This window comes from Agrobacterium deltaense RV3 (assembly GCF_900013505.1).
Taxonomy (GTDB): Bacteria; Pseudomonadota; Alphaproteobacteria; order Rhizobiales; family Rhizobiaceae; genus Agrobacterium; species Agrobacterium leguminum.
Map to the genome: position 1 here is coordinate 408,230 of NZ_LT009745.1, position 18,229 is coordinate 426,458.

An 18,229-nucleotide genomic window follows, 5' to 3' on the forward strand; every position below is an offset into this window, starting at 1 on the left:
TGCCGACGTGCTTTCAGGGCGGTGTTGATGAGCCCAACAGCCGGCGTCTAATGCGATCGTCCTTTGCTGCAGCCTCGGCACGAAGTAACGCGACGGTTTGTTTGAATATCTGTTTTCGTAGCGGTTTTCCCTTCCCACCTGCGAAAGTTACCTGCTTCAGAGTTTTGTTCTCAAACACTGGGAAGGCACGGAGAAAGCCGGAATGTCTAATCTCTCTTTTCCGATTCCTCCATTTGCCTGACGGCTGGGCGATGATCTCACCTGTTGCCCCGTCGATTGTCTCCCGCTTCTTCGGGTACGCTGTGTATTCCTTCACGATATTCTTTGTCATGTAGCGGCAATAGGAAAGCGCTACAGTAGGGGAAATACGACGAACGTGAGCAGCTTTGTACCCGGGCACAAAAGCAATCATCCGTTCGTTGGCAGCGCGTACCCGCTCCGCAATTTCCCGTCGTGAGACGCCCCACACGAGGGCATGCGAATGCCAGGAAACTTGTGGTTCTTTCCGCTGCGCAAATGGGGCTGTATAATAATAGGCGCCTTCCACAACGCCGATGAAATCTAGGTCGTTCAAAAGGTATGCCATAGAGGTCTTGCAGCCGGTGATATCGAACGCTGCGGCTTTTCCCAAAGGAAAGGCCTGTTCTTGCTGCACGACTGTCACGAAGAACACCTCCTTGACATCATTGGTGGCACAGTGGTCCTCAAAACCTGCTGTAAAAGCCTCTGAAAAAGCTATTCTCGCGTAGAAATTTATCGCTTTAAGCGACATTGCTGACGACTGAGAAAGGTGGTCTCGCATTGCAAGGGTAAAGGTCTCACGACCCTTTTTCGTCAAGCTGAACTTATGCAGTTTGTCATTCAAGTCTCGATGAGTCTTCACAAAATCACTGTTGGTTATCTCTAGGGTGCTCATGCTTCACCTCTAACGACAGGCAAAGCGATGCCTACAAAGCCGGGGGCCTTGCCTGTCGTTTGGTTATGTTGAAGGTGTGGGTGTATTTATTTTCGGTGGGCGTAAAACTGTACTACAAGGCTATTTTTGCTTGGGTTTACGGGGCACCAATCTGCTAACATATGCCCAGCTTATTCCCTCAGTAATAGGCTTGATCCTGATGCGAGCTTTGAATTCCGTTTCTTCTGCCACGTTAAAAATCTTCCTTTTCGAGATAGGCGCCATGTTGAAACGGATCTCTGGTTTTGGTGCAGGTTTTGACGCCTGCCTCAATTTTTCAATTCCACCTGCTTCGCGAATTCGATCAGGAATTTCTGCTGCTGGGACGTCTTGCTCAAACAAAGGCTGGAGCGCTGTGATGTAGCGGTTGACAGTGCTGTTGGACTTCGGACCGTCGAAACCGACCGCCAATCGTACCGCAGCTCTCAAAGGATCATCTCTCTTCGGTTTAGCCTTAGGGTGATCGATCCATTCTTTTGCTTCGCAAAGTGCACTCCATTCGTCATCGTCCTCCTGAACGATGATTGCCGCTGCATATACAGTTGCCAGCGTGGTCGCGAGCTTCAGGTCTGTATTATTGAGGAGGTCAGCGATGCCGTCCTTTGCATTTTTCAGTGCCTTAACCACGCCGACCTCTTTAACGGAGCGAAAAAGATCGTCCGCCGCATTGGGAACTTGGTTGTCGCTAAGCTCAGCTGCACTGCTCGCAGATTTCAGTTTCTGTTTTTTCGACTTTTCTTTCTTGGCCATTTTAGATTTTACCTTCTTCGATCTTTTCAATAAGCGCGTTGATGTCTTCGACGCGCCACACCGTGACGCGCGGTGATATTTTACGGGGCTGTGGGAACTTTCCGCTTTTGACACCGGCCCAGAAGCCTGACTTGCTAATTGGCAGAGGGCCATCAGGACCAACAATTTGGCTCAGGCGAACAAAGCCTGTCTGCGGGAGGGATGGCTTTACATACCCTCTGAATAGCCCCGAGTTTCGTAGACACCCTCGGGTTAGATTTTCTGCTGCTTCTCGAACTCGACGGGCGACAGCATCCCGTTCCTGACGTGTTTGCGTTTCGGGTTGTAGAACATTTCGATGTAGTCGAACACGTCCTGGCGTGCTTCATCGCGTGAACGGTAGACTTTGCGCCGTATCCGCTCTCGCTTCAGAAGATTGAAGAAGCTCTCGGCCACCGCATTGTCATGGCAGTTGCCGCGTCGGCTCATCGAGTGAACCAGATTGTGGTGCCTGAGGAACGAGGCCCAGTCCATGCTGGTAAACTGCGAGCCCTGATCCGAGTGGATCAGCACCTTGTCTTTCGGTTTGCGTCGCCACACCGCCATGAGCAGAGCCTGCAATACGACGTCCGTGGTCTGTCGGCTCTGCATCGCCCAGCCGATGACCCGGCGAGAATAGAGGTCGATGACAACCGCAAGGTAAGCGAAACCTTCGCAGGTTCGAATGTAAGTGATGTCCGTGACCCAGGCCTTGTCCGGAGCTGCTACGTCGAATTGCCGGTCGAGCTTATTATCGACGACGACAGACGGTCTGCCGCCATAGATGCCGGGACGGCGTTTGTAGCCGATCTGCGCCTTTATCCCGGCGAGACGCGTCAGGCGCGCGACCCGGTTCGGGCAGCACATCTCTCCCTGATCGAGAAGGTCGTCGTGCAGCTTGCGATAACCGTAGACCTTGCCGCTCTCCCCATGCCTTCAGGAGGAGATCGGTCTGTCGCTTGTCCTCATTGGCTCGCCTGCTCAGCGGGTTCTTCAGCCAGGTGTAAAATCCACTCGGGTGAACCCGCAGAAGGCGGCACATCGTCCGCACCGAAAACTGCAAGCGATGCAAAGCAATGAACGCGTACTTCACTTTGCATCCCTGGCGAAATACGCGGCCGCTTTTTTTAGGATATCGCGTTCCTCAGTGACGCGAGCCAGTTCCTTCTTCAGCCGCCTGATCTCCTCGGCCTCGTCGTTGCCCTTGGAGTCCGACCCAGCAAACTTCTTCTTCCATTCATACAGCGAATGCTGGCTGACGCCGAGACGCTGCGACACCTCAGCCACCGGATAGCCACGCTCCGTGATCTGCCGCACCGCGTCACGCTTAAACTCTTCGCTGAAATTCGATTTGCCCATGATGCTCTTCTTGCCTCAAAATTAGGAAAGAAGGTGTCTACAAATCGCGGGGCTATTCACTCCATGTGATTGTTCTTGAAAACGTAGGTGTTTCATCTCTTCTCCTGTGAGCTAATTGATCACGGAGGAAGATTGGCCCGAAAGTTATCGATTTAAAATTCTGTACGCATCCATGGACATGGTATCCAAAAATGGACAATCTTTTTGTGTTTAGCCTTTGATTATCTTTTGAAAAATTTTATTGAAAGATTCAGTCTCTATATCATTAAGCTTAGCAGGTGCGAACGCGGTGGGTGGCCCGTCGTAACGAGGCGCATAGACTTCCGTTTGAGATCCGCGCAAGCGGCAATATAGCGAGCGCGGCACACCCAACTGTCGAGGTAACGTGTCCAGCGAGATGCTGGGCATCTGGAGTGAGCTCCGGTGCGGAGCCGTCTGCGCGGGTTGGTCGCTTCCTGCGCCTGCTCTTGGATATTGAGCGGATCAAATCGGTAGACAAATCGGCGTATTCAACGACGATTCACTGCCTTTGCCTCCTCCGGGGCAAGTGAGCACCCTTCCAGGAACACTAACTCCAGTGCCTCAGCTCCGTTGACCTATTGACTGGGCGCCGTTCGGTATCAGCGGACGTCAACAGCAAGGTGTGTCCATGGACAGGGTGTCGAGAACGGACAAGTGGGATACCGTTAACTTTGGATAATATCGCGAAAAGCCTTATCAAAAGCTGCAGTCTCGACACCGTTGAGCTTTGGAGGCGAAAATATGCTCGCTGGCCCTTCTCCTACGAGGCCTATGGTCTTCCGCTCGAGGTCAGGGTCTCCCATCCGTGCAAAGATGTGGGCGGCAATATAGCGAGTCCGGCGCACCCAAACGTCGAGGTAGGGCTGGTGGTCATGGTAAGAGAAGAAGCCACCGAGAATGAGTTGCAGCAACGTTTTCCGGTTGATGCGGATTGTTGATGCCGCATAAAGCAGGGCCAATGTTTGCTTGTTTTGGCTCCACCGTTGATGAAGCAAGGACCTTGACACGTATTTCTCTTTGTACGGGAATGGTGGCTTCGTCGCCTTTAACTCGTCCAACGCAAGCACCGCTTTGTTGAGGCTTGGAACGAAGGGCCGACCACGAGCGCTGAACCGGTCAACGGCATGATGAAGAAAGCGCAAGGCGAGGATAGCGGTGTTTATAACTTTTTCGTCCCGCTCGAACGTTATCCAAAGCGCCTCAAAGGACGGATTCTCGGCGAAAGCTTGATAGCCGCCCAAGCAGTCATAGATTTCGACCAAAAAGTCCATGCTTGTGAGGAGATAACGGGCTGTTATATCCCGCTCCAAATTCAACTCGCCTTCGCCTAAATTCAACTCGGCTTCATGCATGTGATCAAGAGCTGCATGCATCATGAGAACTTCTCGCACCCGACGCTCTCGAGGCATAATGAGCCACCCCCCGAAACTTGCGGCCAAAACCTCCTTGTAGCCACGGTAATACTCACGGTTGTTGAGCAGCACCTGCAAGATCTCTTTGGCTTTGTATTTGCCGACAAGGGCGAGGACGGTTGGGCGGACGTGATCGATAGCTTGGTGCTGGGGAGCCCATCGCCGTTTCAGCGCATCAAGAGCCGTGATTACATCTCGCATCTCCTTTGATTCAATCACTTCGTTGATATCGATCATGCTATCCCGCCTATCTTGGTGAACGAGGAAAGCGTATCTGATTCATGGAGTTTTATGCAGTACGGGTGCGGTGTCCTGCTTTTTGAAACAGCTTTAAGGGTTGAAGCTAAGATCGAACGAGCTCCGGTTCGTCCAGCAACATCCAACAAATTTACGGTATATTGCACGGTAGAATGACTTATATAGAGAAATTATACGCAATTTTTCAGTTGCTTACATTATCGTTTTGGTTCCCTTCACCCGCTCCATTTTCCATCTGACACTCTTCCTGTGCTGCGTTTAGCCGCCATTGTGTCGGTAGCCACGCGAATATGCAATTTAGCTTGACTACGATTAAATTGCACGTAATAGTTGATGCGGTCGTAACATGGGGGAAGTGTTATGAGTCGCAAACTTCTTTCAGAATTTCTGGGAACCTTTTGGCTCGTGTTCGGAGGATGCGGCAGTGCGGTTTTTGCCGCCGGCTTTCCTGAGCTCGGCATTGGCTTCCTTGGTGTCGCTTTCGCTTTTGGTCTGACGGTTTTGACCATGGCCTATGCGGTTGGCGGTATTTCGGGCGGTCATTTCAATCCGGCCGTTTCAGTCGGCCTCACTGTTGCCGGTAAGTTCCCGGCGGCGAACCTCGTGCCTTACATAGTGGCGCAAGTTCTGGGGGCGATCGTCGCGGCTGCGGCGCTTTATGTCATCCTCACCGGCAAAGCGGGGGCTGAAATCGGCGGTTTTGCCGCCAATGGTTATGGTGAACATTCGCCGGGCGGATATTCTCTCGTATCGGCGCTGTTGATCGAAGTCATCCTGACGGCGTTTTTCCTGATCGTCATTCTGGGCGCTACGCATGGCAGGGTCCCTGCCGGCTTCGCGCCGATCGCCATCGGTCTTGCCCTTACCCTTATTCATCTGATTTCCATTCCGGTCACCAACACATCCGTCAATCCGGCCCGCTCCACGGGACAGGCATTGTTCGTTGGCGGATGGGCGCTGCAGCAGCTCTGGCTGTTCTGGCTCGCTCCGATCCTCGGCGGCGCCATCGGGGCCGTGATCTGGAAAATCTTCGGCGAGGAAGAGAAGGCCGGCCATGCCGGTTCGGTTCAACCTGCGCAGACTTGAATAAGAGGCTTTGTTTCCTCGAATAGTCGGGGAAACGACTGAGGAGGATGACATGGATCTTGCTTCGATATTGGCCCAGATCGTCGGCGGTGCGGTAGGCGGCACGGCAGGCGGAAAGATAGTGAAGGACTCCGATCTTGGTTCGCTCGGCAATCTGATTGCCGGCGCCATCGGCGGCCTCGGCGGCGGAACCGTGCTCGGTTCGCTGCTCGGCGCGGCGGGCGATGCGGCAGCCGGAGGCGTGGATATCGGCGCTCTCGCCGGCCAGCTCGTTGGCGGCGGTGTCGGCGGTCTGATCGTGCAGATCATCGTCGGCCTGATCAAGAACAAGCTCGTTACCAAGTAGAGCGGTTCGGCCGTCTTCAGGATGAAATGACGGTCCTTGCCGAGGGAGGAGCTTCGTTCGGCAAGGCACTGGCTGCCGTTATCGATGTCTGCAGTAACGTAAGGCCTGAAGCGGCTTTGCCGGAGCAGCAATGTGATTGAAGCCGTGAGCGGCTGTCGCGGCTGATCGGAAAAAGTATCAGGAATGTTTCGGCTCTGCCGAAGATGCCGGATCATGAGTATTTTTGGCGACAGGCGCGTGTGGCGTCTTGTTCCATGCGAAGGGTTTGGTGTTGAGTTCCACCACGGCCCGCCAGGCCGCGATGGACAGCATCAGCCAATATGCGGGTATTGCCAGCCACCGCCTTCCGACATGCCTTCTTTCATAGGCAATCATTCTGCCGCGGCCCATCAGCACGAAGATCGTGTAGCTTCCGACGATATTCAGCACATCGATAAAAAACAGAAGACCCTGCCAGGTGAGCAGCAGGTCAGCGCCATTTTCCCGGAGGGCGATGGTCATGAATGCGAGCGAAACGAAGAGCAGGGGGTGCGCCAGCGACGACAGAAGCATGCCGCCGATCAGCAGTTGAAAGACCACATAGGCAAACCATCCCATGTCGCGCGCGGTCGCAAAGGGCGCACGGGTCATCACCAGCCAGCTTTGCAGCCAGCCCTTGTACCAGCGTGTTCGCTGGTTCAGCCACACGGGTAGCGAGGTCGGCGCATCCTCCAGCGTCTGTCGCCGGATGACGCCGCAGCGATAACCCAGCCGATGCAGCCGGAGGCCGATATCGGCATCCTCAGTTACATTATAGGGGTCCCAGGCGCCGGCCTTCCGCAGCACGGCGGTCCGGAAATGATTGGAGGTGCCGCCAAGCGGCAGCGGCAAGCCGTGTGCGGCAAGGGCAGGCAACATGCAGCGGAAGAGACCGGAATATTCCAGTGCGAAACAGGCGCTGAGCCAGGAGGAAGAGGCATTGCTGACGATGAGCGGCGCCTGCAGGCAGGCCACCTCGTCCGGCTCGTTGCGGAAGGTGGCATAGGCTTCACGCAATTGCTGCGGATGGGGCCGATCCTCGGCATCATAGACCGCAACGAATGCGCCACGCGCGCCGGAAAGCGCGTAAGTGAGGGCCTTTGGTTTGGTGCGCGGCAGGGAGGGCGGCACCCTGACGACCTCTATGTGCGGGCCGGGATTTATCCGCTGGATCGCCTCGATCGTCGCGGCGTCGTCTGCTTCGCAGACAAGCTTGATGTCCAGCCGGGATTTGGGCCAGTCCAGACGTTCCAATGCGACGATGAGCTGCCCGACGATAGCCTCTTCCCGGTAAAGCGCCACCAGAACGGTATAGACAGGCAATTCGTTTTCCTGCCGAAGAGGCAAGACGTTCTTCGCGTCGTTTCCCCGGGGCGCATGGACGAGTGCGAACAGCCTGAAAAGCAGGGTAAAAAGGTAAAGCATCGTCAGGGTGACGTGCAGATAAGCAAATGCCGCTTCCGTGTAAAATAGCAGCGACAGAATGAGCAGGGTAAGGAGGACGCCGCTGTAAAAACCCTGCTGGCCCTGTAGCGTGATCCTGGCGGAATGGTGCGGCGCCGTGTTGAAAAGCCGCTGCTGGGTTTCCGCCGAGCGGCGGGCCTCGCCCGCTTTCCAGATTGCGCTGCGCATGGCCTGCGGGGTTGTCACGGCAAATTCGTCGAGAAGACGCGGACGTTGATCCAGCATGTTTTTCAGCGACGCCATTCGCGCCAGTTCCGGTACGATCAGCAGCGTTGGCGTGCCGTTCAGCGGTGTCAGCCGCAGAAACCTCGGTTCGGAGAGCTGAGTGTCCAGCTTATTCAAATCCGTCACACGGTCCGGGCCGATTTCGGGGAGAAACGGCAATCGCAGGAAGCGGGCGAAAGCGCCGAAATAGGCATCCGTCGTGACGAGACCGCTTGCCAGCAATTCGTCCTCCAAAGTCGAGCCATTTTCCAGAGCCCGTTGTTCGAATGCCTCGATGTAGGGCCTGCCAAATCCCAGCGAAGAGAGAAAGCGGGCCTGTCCGGCCTGGTCCTGTTCGGGAGCGGTTGAAAGCGGATTTTCACTGGCGTGGGAAAATGTAATTTTTCGTGTCGCCGGCGTCGTGCGAAACGAATCTCGTGTATATTGCCTAAAATAATCCATGCATCGCCGCCGCCGTCATGGTAACGCCCCACTTCCTGTCACGGATAGTATAGATGAGAATGACGAATGTAACGCGGAATATAGGTCTCGGATTTACTTTAGCTTTCGCTTTACAATTTACTGGTTTTTTTAGCGATGTACGCGCGGAGGGCCTGTCGGACGGGAACCGGATGCCGGTGCTTTTCGATGCGCAGGAGCGGTTTCCGGGCGGCGATCTTTCTTCCGTTCCCCGCATCAGATTTCTGATGTCGGTCGATTTCCCGCCCTTCAATTTTACCGATCAGGAAGGCCGGCTTGCGGGTTTCCATGTCGATCTGGTGCGTGAAATCTGCGCGCAACTGAAGGTCGAAAGCAAATGCCAGGTGCAGGCGCTGCCGTTTGATGAGCTGGAGGCGGCTTTGGAAATGGGCGAGGGCGAAGCGGTGATTTCCGGCCTCGCCACCACCGCCGACCTGCGCAAGAGTTTTACCTTCTCGCGGCCCTATCTCCTGATGCCCGCCCGTCTTGCGGTGAACAAGGCGGCCAAATTCACCGGCGCGGGTGCCGATGCGCTTTCGGGAAAGAAGGTGGGTGTGGTTGCCGGCTCGCGGCACGAACAGATGCTGAAGGCATTCTTTCCAAAGGCCGCGGCTGAGGGCTTCGATGGTTACGAGCCGATGTATGACGCGCTGAAGAAAGGCAAGGTGGACGCCATCTTCGCCGACGGCCTGCGCCTGCCTTTCTGGGTTTCAGGAAGCGCTTCCGAAGGCTGTTGCGCACTCTTCGGCGGTCCCTATATGTCCGACAGGTTTCTCGGTGAAGGCCTGTCCATCATGACTGTCGATCCCGATAACGTGCTCGTTCCGGCTTTCGATCAGGCGCTGGCGGCCCTTTCCCGCAACGGCCGGCTGGAAGAAATCTACCGGCGTTATTTCCCTTATGGGCTCTATTAGGGAGAGCAGGCCACCGGATCGGTTCCTGTGCCGCTCCTATTTGGCTGGCGCGAAAACTTCTTCATTGCGGCGCAGTCGTAGCAGCGCGATCCATACGGCGGCGGCGATGGCGGTTTCCACCATGAAATAGCTGCCGATCGTTCCTGAAATGCTGAAGGACCAGGTGAAGAAAGCGACGATGACGGAGCCGATGAGGTTGCCGCTGTTCCAGATCTTCGCGCGAATATCCTGCCGCCCGGATGCGCCGAGCGCCTCGAGCGCGGTGGCGGCAACGGCCATGGGCAGAACCGCCCAGCAAAGCACGCGGGTGATGATGGGCAGCGAAACATATTCATCGCCGAACAAAAGTGGCAGGAAGGGCGCGATGATGAAAATGACGAGCGCACTGCCGGTCGCGATGAAAAGTGCGGCCTTCAGCACGTTATAGGCGCGTTCTATGGTTTTGCTGATACCTTGCAGGGCGGCGGAAGCCGAACCCGGATAGATCAGCCGGTTGAGGGCCTCGACGGAGAGATAGGAACTGTCGAGAATGCGCCGGGCGATGGAATAGCTGCCCAGCACCTCGGCGCTGGCAATGGCGCCGAGAACGAGAATATCGGCATTGCCGCGCACGGCCTTGAACAGGAACTGGGTGGAAAACAGGACGCCGATGCGGATTTCCTCACGCACGATGCGGAACACCGGGCGGCCGAGTCTCGCTATCGCCTTGACCGAGATCATGGCTGCAATGGTGTGGGCGGCAAGGTTCCATAGCGCCCAGGCCTCCACTGTTTCCACCTTGAAGATGAGGCAGGCGACCACCGCGGCAATGGTGCGGGCGACGGCAAACATCACTTCCAGCTTGTTGGCGGAGGCGAAGTCGGAATGGGCGATGAAGCTCTGCGTGGAAAGCGAGATGACTTTCAGGAGGACGAGGTTCGTGAACAGGATCAGGAAGGTGGTGATCAGCGTGTGCAGCAATGTTTCCGAGGTCGGGAAAAATACCGGGATCGTCACCATGCCGATGATGGTCAGCACCACGCCTGTCGCGGCGCTCAAAAGATAGCTGTGGCCGAGCATGACGGGAAACATGCTGCGATCCTGTGCGACACGGCGGATCAGCGATTCCTGCGAGCCGATACCGCAGATCTGGACGCCGAGATTGGTGACGGCCGTGATGGAGGCGTAAAGCGCGAATTGTTCGACACCGAGATGGCGGGCAAGCAGCGCAAAGGTCAGAAGCTGGGCGGCGCTGGACATGAGGAGCGCTCCGCCGGATGCCATGTAGGTCAATCCCAATCTGACTAGATGGCCGAGCCGCGGCGTATTGAACGACACCTCATTCTCCATGTTTTCCGGCATTGCCGGGCGAATTCAAAAATGACTGCGCTGCTTTTTAAAATCTGGCGAACTGAAAAAGCCGCAACCGGCCAATAAAGCGAAAGTCCGCGACCCGAATGAATGGCAGTTTATCCTGTCTTATCCCTCTTGAGGTAAGAGAGGGTTAAAGCAATTGCATAATAATGATGATAATGACTGTTTATGGTTATTTGGACATGGCCCTGTTTCAGAAGGGTTTCGTTGTTCGTCACAAGGCAGGCCAATGATCCGACTATCCATTTTCGATGCAGGCGACCATGCCGCGTTTGGCTGATACGCAGCCCGTCTCTGCGCAAGGCAGCGCCATTTCCCTTGCCGGCGGCCGGCGCGACGCGTTTTTCTTCGTCGCCACCATGCTCTATATCTGGATTTCCGTCGCGCCTTTCGAAAATCTCGCAGCACCGCCGGTGCCGCACGCTGCCGCAAACCAGCTGACCGGCCTCGTGATCGCATTGATCCTCGGCGTTTTTGCGCTGCGCCACCGGCTGACGGGGCTTCTGCTGCGGCCGCGGCTGCCCATTCTGCTGCTGTTTTTCTGGCTGGCGATATGCTCGGTGGTCGGAACCCAGCCCGGCACGTCGCTGCAACGTCTAATCTTCACGGCGCTCCTGTGCTTCATAACCAGCGTCCTTGTCGTCATGCCGCGCGACCGGCGGCAGTTCGACCGGATGATGGCCATCTTCGCGATCATTCTCTTGGCGCTGTGCTATCTGGGGGTGATCTTCCTTAGCTCGCGCTCGATCCATCAGCCCTATGATCTCGATGAAAAAGCGCTGGCGGGTGATTGGCGCGGTATCTTCAATCACAAGAATGCCGCCGCGCCGGCGATGATCATTCTCTTCATGATCGGGCTTTACCTGCGCAATGCCTGGTCGACGCTGGGCGGCCTCGCCATCACGCTGCTGGCGGGGTTTTTCCTTTGGAAGACCAACGGAAAAACCGCGGCCATGCTGCTGCCCGTCACCGTGGCGCTGATCTGGATCATGGAAAGGCATGCCAACCGTACTTTGTTGATGATCGGCGGTCTTCTGGCCTTCATCAACATATCCGCGGTCGGCTCCACCTATTTTCCGAGTATACAGAATTTCGTCGAAGGCCTGGGCATCGATTCCACCTTCACCGGGCGGACGGACATATGGCGGCTATCCTTCGACACTTTCGCGCAATCGCCGATCTTCGGGCAGGGGTTCCAGGCATTCTGGACGAGCGACAGGCTCCTGTCGCAGGCCGATATTGCCGGCACCTGGGCGGTAACGGCCTTCCATGCCCATAATGGCTATATTGAAAGCCTGCTGAATGGCGGCCTGCCGGCCTTCATTCTCACCGTCATCTGGCTGGTCATCATACCCGCGAACGATTTCCGCACTGCGGTGGACAAGGGCACGGACCCGGCACTTACCCGACTTTTTGCCAGAATTTGGGTGTATGCGTTACTTTCTTCGTGTTTAGAGAGCAATTTCTTTACCGGAACCGGGCCTATCTGGTCTTCTCTTCTAATCGCCATCTATTGTTTGAGGCATCAGGCTTACGACATACTCGAAGAGGGACAGTAATTTGCAGACAGGCCGGGGGGCTTTGTATGACGCAAAAAATCGGGACTTTTACCGACCGGATCAATAACCGGCTGGTGCGCTATTTCCCGGGACCGGCGGTGCGGATCGAAACGTCCGAACCGATCGTGTCCTTCACATTCGACGATGTGCCGGCAAGCGCCTGGACGGCGGGTGCGCGCATTCTGGAAAACGAGGGCGTTTGCGGCACGTTTTATATCGCCGGCGTGTTTATCGACCAATACGATGAACAGCAGCAGATGATTTCCGCGAAAGGCTGCTCGGAACTGGCGGCAGCCGGCCATGAGCTTGCCTGCCACACCTTTTCCCATCGCAAACTCTCGAGCTTTTCCCGACGGGGGCTTGAGGAGGATCTCGATCGCAATGACCGCGTGCTCGGCTCATTCGATACAAGCCGCCACGGGCGCAATTTTTCCGTTCCCTTCGGCATGGCTTCACCGGTCATGCAGCCGCTGCTGCGACGCCGGTTCAGGACGGCGCGCGGCATCATGCCAGGGATCAACCGGGGCAGTGTCGACCCGCATAATCTTGCCGCAGTCGAGTTGCGTTCGGATCAAAACTATCTCGACGCCGCCGATGGCTGGCTGGAGGATGTTCTGCAAAAAGGCGGCTGGCTCATCATCTTCACCCATGATGTTTCGCAGACGCCGAGCTTTTACGGTTGCCCGGAAGGCAGATTTCAGGGCCTCGTCCGCAGGGCGGTGTCGGGTGGCGCGAAGATCATGACGGTCGATGCCGCCGCAAGGACACTCGGTCTTTAGAGGAATATTCTCAGCGCGCGTGCCCGGTCGATACCGCGGAAAACGCAGTTGCGGGTTATTGGCTGGCCCAGATGATGCGGGCGATCCATTCCACATCGGCCATGTCGAAGCTGCGGTTCGGATGTTCCGGGTTGAGCGAAAGAAGCTCGATGTTTTTGGGGCTTTGCCGCGCCAGCACCTTGGCCATCACTTCGCCGTCGCGGCTTTTCAGCACCACGCGGTCGCCGCGCCGCACCTGCGCGCCGGGCTCCACGATGAGGATATCTCCGTCGCGGTAGAGCGGCATCATGCTCTCGCCCTGCACTTCCAGTGCATAGACGCCCTGCCTGCGCTCTGGAGAGGAGGGGAATTCCACCACATCCCAGCCCTGACCCGCCGGAAAACCGCCATCGTCGAAAAAGCCGCCGGAGCCCGCCTGGGCGAAACCGAGCAGGGGAATGGCGTTGTCGGCGCCGGAAGGCTGCATGGTCTGCGCCCTGCCGAAAGCATAACCGAAAAACTGGTCGACGCTTGCCCCCGTCGCCTCCAGCACCTTGGAGACGGATTCAGTCGAAGGCCAGCGTTTGCGGCCATCCGGCCCGAAACGTTTCGATTTATTGAACGAGGTGGGATCGAGGCCGGCGCGCTTCGCCAATGCCGAAGGCGTTAGCTGGTGGCGTTCGGCAAGCGTATCGATGGCGCTCCAGATCGTCTCGTGTGACAGCATGATAGAAAGCCCGCAAGTGGAGCCGATAGCGGAAAAGCTCCTGTCGTTTACTGACCGGAATCTAGACCATATCCGGTCAGGAGTAAAGCAAGGAAAGGAATAAAATCCTTTTCTACGCCACCATGGCCGATGTATTTATCTTGGCGAGCTGGATCACCGCCTGGGTGCGGCTGTCGACCTTGAGCTTCAGCAGGATTGCGGAGACATGCGCCTTGATGGTGGCTTCGGAAACATTGAGCTCATAGGCGATCTGCTTGTTCAGCAACCCTTCGGCCAGCATGCCCAGAACCCGGCTTTGCTGCGGCGTCAGTGTTCTGAGCCGGCCGATGAGATCGGCCACGTCAGGATCCTGTTCCTTATCGCCCTGATGACCCGCCGGTATCCAGACATCGCCCTCCAGAACCGCGCGGATGCCGTCCCTGATATCGTCGATACCCGAGGATTTGGAAATGAAACCGGAAGCACCGAGTTCGATGGAGCGGCGCACGGTGGTCGCATCGTCCGTTGCCGAAACGATGACGATCGGCAGGCTGGAGAATTCCGCCCGGAGCGCCATCAGGCCTGAAAATCCGCTGACCCCCGGCATTGCGAGGTCGAGAAGCATGAGATCGGCGTCGTTGCGCGCTGCGGCTGCACTGCGGGCGGCCTCGAAATCCCCGGCTTCAATAATGCTCTGTTGCCCGTCGAGGCCGGATACGGCCTGTTTCAGGGCGCCGCGAAAAAGCGGGTGGTCATCTGCGATGATAATGACAAGTTCCGACATTCTGGCCCCCTCCCAAGGGCGTTATGCGGTTCTTTTTCTGATACTGGCTCACTCCCATTTGCCGGCGGTCGAAAACACGTCCGGCTCCTCCGCGAAAGGTTGCGCCAATCGGTTCCGCATTACAAGGAAAAGCTTGTGGACAGGCGGTCTTTCAGGCTCTCCGCAATAAAAATGCCGTGGAAACTGTGGACAATCTTCGAGCTTTGCGGCAAATCCCGCTGAGTGGAAAGCCTTGGAGAGCCCTATGCAGGAAACGCCCGCGATCATCTATAAAATCGTGCCGGAGACGTTATGGAGCGCGGCAAAGGCGAAGGGCGTCTTCGAAGGTGCGGCCATCGACCTGACCGACGGCTTCATTCATTTTTCAACGGCAAAACAGGCGGCAGAGACCGCCGCGCGGCATTTTTCCGGCCAGGTCGATCTGCTTCTGATCGCGGTCGACGGCGCGGCCCTCGGCGACAGGCTGGTTTATGAACCCTCCAGAGGCGGCGATCTTTTCCCGCATCTTTATGCGCCTCTTCCCCTGACCGCCGTGCTTTGGGAAACGCCGCTTTCGCTCGGTCACGACGGCCAGCACCAGTTTCCGGAGATTTTGTGATGAGCGGATTATTTTCCTCTATCGGCCGCAAGGGCCTGTTTCTGGTCGATCCGGAAAAGGCGCATGGCCTGTCCATTGCGGCGCTGAAAAGCGGCTTCCTGCCCACCTGCATGGTGCCGCACGATCCCCGTCTGCAGCAGACCGTGGCTGGCCTCGTCTTCCCCAATCCGCTTGGCATGGCGGCGGGTTACGACAAGAATGCGGAAGTGCCGGGGCCGCTTCTGAGGCTCGGTTTCGGCTTTACCGAAATCGGCACCGTCACGCCAAAGGCGCAATCCGGCAATCCCAGGCCGCGTATCTTCCGTCTGGTCGAAGACGAAGGTGTCATCAATCGCCTCGGCTTCAACAATGAAGGCCATGCGGCCGCGCTGGAGCGCCTGAAGCAGGCAAAGCTGCGTGGCATCGTCGGTGTCAATATCGGCGCCAACAAGGATAGCGAAGACCGCATTGCCGATTATGTGCAGGGCATCGAGGCGTTTTATTCGGTTGCATCCTATTTCACCGTCAATATTTCCTCGCCCAACACGCCCGGCCTGCGCGATCTTCAGGCGCGCGAAAGCCTTGCCGCGCTTCTCGCCGCCGTGCTGGAACGCCGGAAAGTGGAAGCCGACCGTTTCGGCAAACGCATCCCGGTTTTCCTCAAGATCGCCCCCGATCTGACCGAAGAGGGGTTGGACGACGTTGCCGAAGAGGCGCTCGCCCATGATCTCGATGGCCTGATCGTCTCGAACACCACGCTTTCCCGCGAAGGCCTGAGGCCCGGCCCGCACAAGGGCGAGGCAGGCGGTCTCTCTGGCAGGCCGCTCTTCGAGCTTTCCACCACGGTTCTCGCCAAGATGCGCCGCCGCGTCGGCGGCAACCTGCCGATCATCGGCGTCGGCGGTGTGTCATCCGCAGAAACCGCTTTGGAAAAGGTGAGGGCAGGGGCCGATCTCGTGCAGCTCTATTCCTGCATGGTCTATGAAGGCCCCGGCCTGCCCTCGGCCATCGTCAAGGGCCTGTCGAAGCTGGTCGCCCGCGAGGGCGTACAGTCCATTCGTGACCTGCGCGACAGCGCGGTGGACCGCTGGGCGGATCGCAAGCTTAGCTGACAGCGGACCCTGGACGGCCGGCAGCGCTTCCTCAGGAGCTCTCCTTCCTCATCCCTGTGCTTGTCACAGGGATCCAGCCAGCCCAAGTCCTTGGGCTAAAAGGAGTCTTTCCGTCGCGCAGACGCGCGTCGGCTGTATTCCTGTGACAGGCAAAGGAATGAGGGAAGAGGGTGGTTCCCGTCGCTTTACCTCAGGCGCAGAGCACCATCGCCCAATAGGGCCGGTTGCGGCTGGCCGCGTCATAAGCGACCGCGACGCCGAGGCCGTTATAAGGCCCTAGCATGTTTTCGAGGTGATGTTGTGAGCCGATCCAGGCCTTCACCACCCGCTCGACGCTGTCCTGCCCGGCGGCCACGTTTTCCGCTGCCGGAAGCGGCACATTGCCGTCTTTCATGCGGATCAGGAAACTGTCGGTCAGGCCGATCAGATGCGCCATCTTCTGCGCCTTGACCATGCGGCCGGCCTGATAGGCGGCAGCACCGCTTGCCGCGCCATTGACGGCAAGCGGCGAAAGCCCCTTGGAGCGGCGCAGATCGTTGACCATGGGAAGCGCCGCCGCCGTCTCGTCGCGGGTGCCGGAGGGCATGCCCTTGTTGGTGGGCATGGAGACGCAGGCGGAAAGAACGGAGCCAGCGGACATCAGCACGAAGCCGCGCCGTGAAAGCGTTTGAAACGGGGAGTGTGTCATGTCAGCGGCGGTAGCTCAGCAGGCGCAGGATGATGAAAACCGGAATGACGATCGTTGCCCCGAGGATCAGATAGTCGCCGATTGCGCCCAGCGCATGGAAACCGCTGCGCCACAGGTCGACCACGAAATCGCGCGCGCCGTAGATGATGTTCCATGGCGTCAATCCGAAGATCGCCATCAGAAAGCCGACGAGCAATGAAACCACCAGCAGCTTCACCACGGTACGGGCCACCGTGTCACCCAGCATTTTGTTGACCTCACCGGCCATCAGCACGTCTCCTGTTTTGTCCTGACATATGAAGCACGACGCTTCGATGCAAGTTTCGGCGCACTATATCGCGTCAAATTCGCCAATTCCACGAGGCCGCCATGAAATAGGACTTGAGTTTTTTTATGGCTTGATAAATGACAGCCGACATCTTCTCAGGAATCTTGAATGGCCCCAAACCAGTTTTCTTCCGGTGACGTCATTGCCGACCGCCGGGCGGACTATGCCCGCATGCTGGCGGAGAGCGGTGACTTTCCCGCCGCCGCCGAACTCATGGAACAGGCGCTGGAGCTTGCGCCGCGGTGGACGGCGGGCTGGTTTCGCTTCGGGGAATATCACGAAAAAGCGGGTGAAACGGAAAAAGCCGTCGCGGCTTACGGGAAAGTCGCCCAACTGGACACCGAAGGACTTTTTGCAGCCGAGCTGAAACTCGCGGTTCTCGGCGCCGCCGAAACGCCCGAGCAACCGCCAAGCCGCTATGTGGAAGGGCTCTTCGACGATTATGCCGACCGTTTCGAAACCTCGCTTGTGGAAAAGCTGGATTACAGTGTGCCGCAAAAGCTGGCGGAACTGATCGGCAAGGCAGCGGAAGGCGGCGTCTTCGACACCATTGTCGATATTGGCTGCGGCACCGGTCTCCTTGGCGTTGAAATCCGCGCTTTCGCGAACCGGCTGGAAGGTTTCGATCTTTCCCAGAATATGCTGGCCAAGGCGGAGGAAAAGGGGCTTTACGATCATCTCGACCAGGCCGATCTTTCGCTGGAGCCGGAGGCCTCGGGGCTCTTTACCCCCACGCTTGCCCAGCACCGCGCCGGCCTTGTGGCCGCCGCCGATGTGATGATGTATCTCGGCAGTCTCGAAACCGTCATGCCGCTCGTTTCCGCCCTGCTTGCACCCCCCGGTTTCTTTGCCTTTTCGGTGGAGGATGCGGGGGAGGAAGACGGTTTCGTGCTTCGGGAATCCCTTCGTTACGCCCACTCGAAGAGCTATGTAAGCGAGCTTCTTGAGCGGACGGGCTTTTCCCTCATCGAAATCCGCAAAACCACCATTCGCAAGGATGCTGGAAAACCCCTTTCCGGCATTCTTTTTCTTGCCCAAGCCAAAGGCTGAACATTCCGTTTCTTGCCATTTTCGCGATA

General features: G+C 57.2%; 17 protein-coding genes and 1 pseudogene. 8 read left to right on the forward strand and 10 right to left on the reverse strand.

Annotation, left to right across the window (positions count from 1 at the left end):
- Positions 1-13 precede the first annotated feature (13 nt).
- The 4 genes and pseudogenes from AGR7B_RS02070 to AGR7B_RS02090 all read right to left on the reverse strand — a co-directional run bounded on the left by AGR7B_RS02070 (position 14) and on the right by AGR7B_RS02090 (position 4,752).
- Entirely contained in the window at positions 14-916 is a 903-nt protein-coding gene (locus AGR7B_RS02070) for a hypothetical protein (protein WP_080855921.1), read from the reverse strand.
- A gap of 120 nt (positions 917-1,036) precedes the next feature.
- Positions 1,037-1,705, reverse strand: coding sequence for a hypothetical protein (locus tag AGR7B_RS02075; protein WP_080855922.1), 669 nt, complete (start codon positions 1,703-1,705; stop codon positions 1,037-1,039).
- A 252-nt stretch (positions 1,706-1,957) separates the two neighbouring features.
- Positions 1,958-3,082 (reverse strand): annotated as a pseudogene (locus tag AGR7B_RS02085) (IS3 family transposase).
- Between the two features lie 686 nt (positions 3,083-3,768).
- Entirely contained in the window at positions 3,769-4,752 is a 984-nt protein-coding gene (locus tag AGR7B_RS02090; RefSeq protein WP_080855923.1) for a hypothetical protein, read from the reverse strand.
- 381 nt (positions 4,753-5,133) lie between these two features.
- Here AGR7B_RS02090 and aqpZ point away from each other — a divergent pair, with 381 nt between their 5' ends.
- Together aqpZ and AGR7B_RS02100 are read left to right on the forward strand one after the other, a co-directional pair.
- Complete coding sequence (aqpZ, locus tag AGR7B_RS02095; RefSeq protein ID WP_080855924.1) at positions 5,134-5,859, forward strand: aquaporin Z; 726 nt, start codon at positions 5,134-5,136, stop codon at positions 5,857-5,859.
- Between the two features lie 52 nt (positions 5,860-5,911).
- Positions 5,912-6,205 (forward strand): hypothetical protein, encoded by a 294-nt coding sequence (locus AGR7B_RS02100; RefSeq protein ID WP_003519942.1) that lies wholly within the window; start codon positions 5,912-5,914, stop codon positions 6,203-6,205.
- 177 nt (positions 6,206-6,382) lie between these two features.
- On the opposite strand, the gene AGR7B_RS02105 is transcribed toward AGR7B_RS02100, so the two are convergent.
- Complete coding sequence (locus tag AGR7B_RS02105; RefSeq protein WP_162934017.1) at positions 6,383-8,353, reverse strand: glycosyltransferase family 2 protein; 1,971 nt, start codon at positions 8,351-8,353, stop codon at positions 6,383-6,385.
- A 170-nt stretch (positions 8,354-8,523) separates the two neighbouring features.
- Between AGR7B_RS02105 and AGR7B_RS02110 the strand changes: the two genes are divergently transcribed.
- Complete coding sequence (locus AGR7B_RS02110; protein WP_078051290.1) at positions 8,524-9,285, forward strand: transporter substrate-binding domain-containing protein; 762 nt, start codon at positions 8,524-8,526, stop codon at positions 9,283-9,285.
- A 36-nt stretch (positions 9,286-9,321) separates the two neighbouring features.
- On the opposite strand, the gene uppX is transcribed toward AGR7B_RS02110, so the two are convergent.
- A complete protein-coding gene (gene uppX, locus AGR7B_RS02115) occupies positions 9,322-10,614 on the reverse strand; it encodes a Wzx-type polysaccharide biosynthesis protein UppX (RefSeq protein WP_162934018.1) in 1,293 nt (430 codons plus the stop codon).
- Between the two features lie 287 nt (positions 10,615-10,901).
- Here uppX and uppY point away from each other — a divergent pair, with 287 nt between their 5' ends.
- The gene (gene uppY / locus AGR7B_RS02120; RefSeq protein WP_078051518.1) at positions 10,902-12,197 is read left to right on the forward strand and encodes a Wzy-type polysaccharide biosynthesis protein UppY; all 1,296 of its coding nucleotides are present in this window, start codon (positions 10,902-10,904) and stop codon (positions 12,195-12,197) included.
- Between the two features lie 26 nt (positions 12,198-12,223).
- Positions 12,224-12,976 carry a polysaccharide deacetylase family protein gene (locus AGR7B_RS02125; RefSeq protein WP_078051289.1) on the forward strand — a complete coding sequence of 251 codons (753 nt, stop codon included), beginning with the start codon at positions 12,224-12,226 and terminating at the stop codon, positions 12,974-12,976.
- A gap of 55 nt (positions 12,977-13,031) precedes the next feature.
- Here AGR7B_RS02125 and AGR7B_RS02130 read toward each other — a convergent pair whose 3' ends face one another.
- Together AGR7B_RS02130 and AGR7B_RS02135 are read right to left on the reverse strand one after the other, a co-directional pair.
- Entirely contained in the window at positions 13,032-13,682 is a 651-nt protein-coding gene (locus AGR7B_RS02130; RefSeq protein ID WP_003519935.1) for a S24 family peptidase, read from the reverse strand.
- A gap of 112 nt (positions 13,683-13,794) precedes the next feature.
- Complete coding sequence (locus AGR7B_RS02135) at positions 13,795-14,445, reverse strand: response regulator (RefSeq protein ID WP_035265127.1); 651 nt, start codon at positions 14,443-14,445, stop codon at positions 13,795-13,797.
- 244 nt (positions 14,446-14,689) lie between these two features.
- Here AGR7B_RS02135 and AGR7B_RS02140 point away from each other — a divergent pair, with 244 nt between their 5' ends.
- Both AGR7B_RS02140 and AGR7B_RS02145 read left to right on the forward strand, forming a co-directional pair.
- On the forward strand, positions 14,690-15,043 hold the full coding sequence (locus tag AGR7B_RS02140) for a DUF952 domain-containing protein (RefSeq protein WP_078051288.1): 354 nt from the start codon (positions 14,690-14,692) through the stop codon (positions 15,041-15,043).
- Positions 15,043-16,134, forward strand: coding sequence for a quinone-dependent dihydroorotate dehydrogenase (locus AGR7B_RS02145; RefSeq protein ID WP_080855925.1), 1,092 nt, complete (start codon positions 15,043-15,045; stop codon positions 16,132-16,134). Before AGR7B_RS02140 ends, AGR7B_RS02145 begins: the two co-directional genes overlap by 1 nt.
- A gap of 190 nt (positions 16,135-16,324) precedes the next feature.
- Here the strand turns inward: AGR7B_RS02145 and AGR7B_RS02150 are convergent, their stop codons facing one another.
- Complete coding sequence (locus AGR7B_RS02150) at positions 16,325-16,822, reverse strand: CAP domain-containing protein (protein ID WP_080855926.1); 498 nt, start codon at positions 16,820-16,822, stop codon at positions 16,325-16,327.
- Position 16,823: 1 nt separating this feature from the next.
- Entirely contained in the window at positions 16,824-17,090 is a 267-nt protein-coding gene (locus tag AGR7B_RS02155; RefSeq protein WP_003493739.1) for a DUF6460 domain-containing protein, read from the reverse strand.
- A 168-nt stretch (positions 17,091-17,258) separates the two neighbouring features.
- Between AGR7B_RS02155 and AGR7B_RS02160 the strand changes: the two genes are divergently transcribed.
- Positions 17,259-18,200: a class I SAM-dependent methyltransferase gene (locus AGR7B_RS02160; protein WP_162934020.1), complete on the forward strand. Its 942-nt coding sequence runs from the start codon at positions 17,259-17,261 to the stop codon at positions 18,198-18,200.
- Positions 18,201-18,229: the final 29 nt, after the last annotated feature.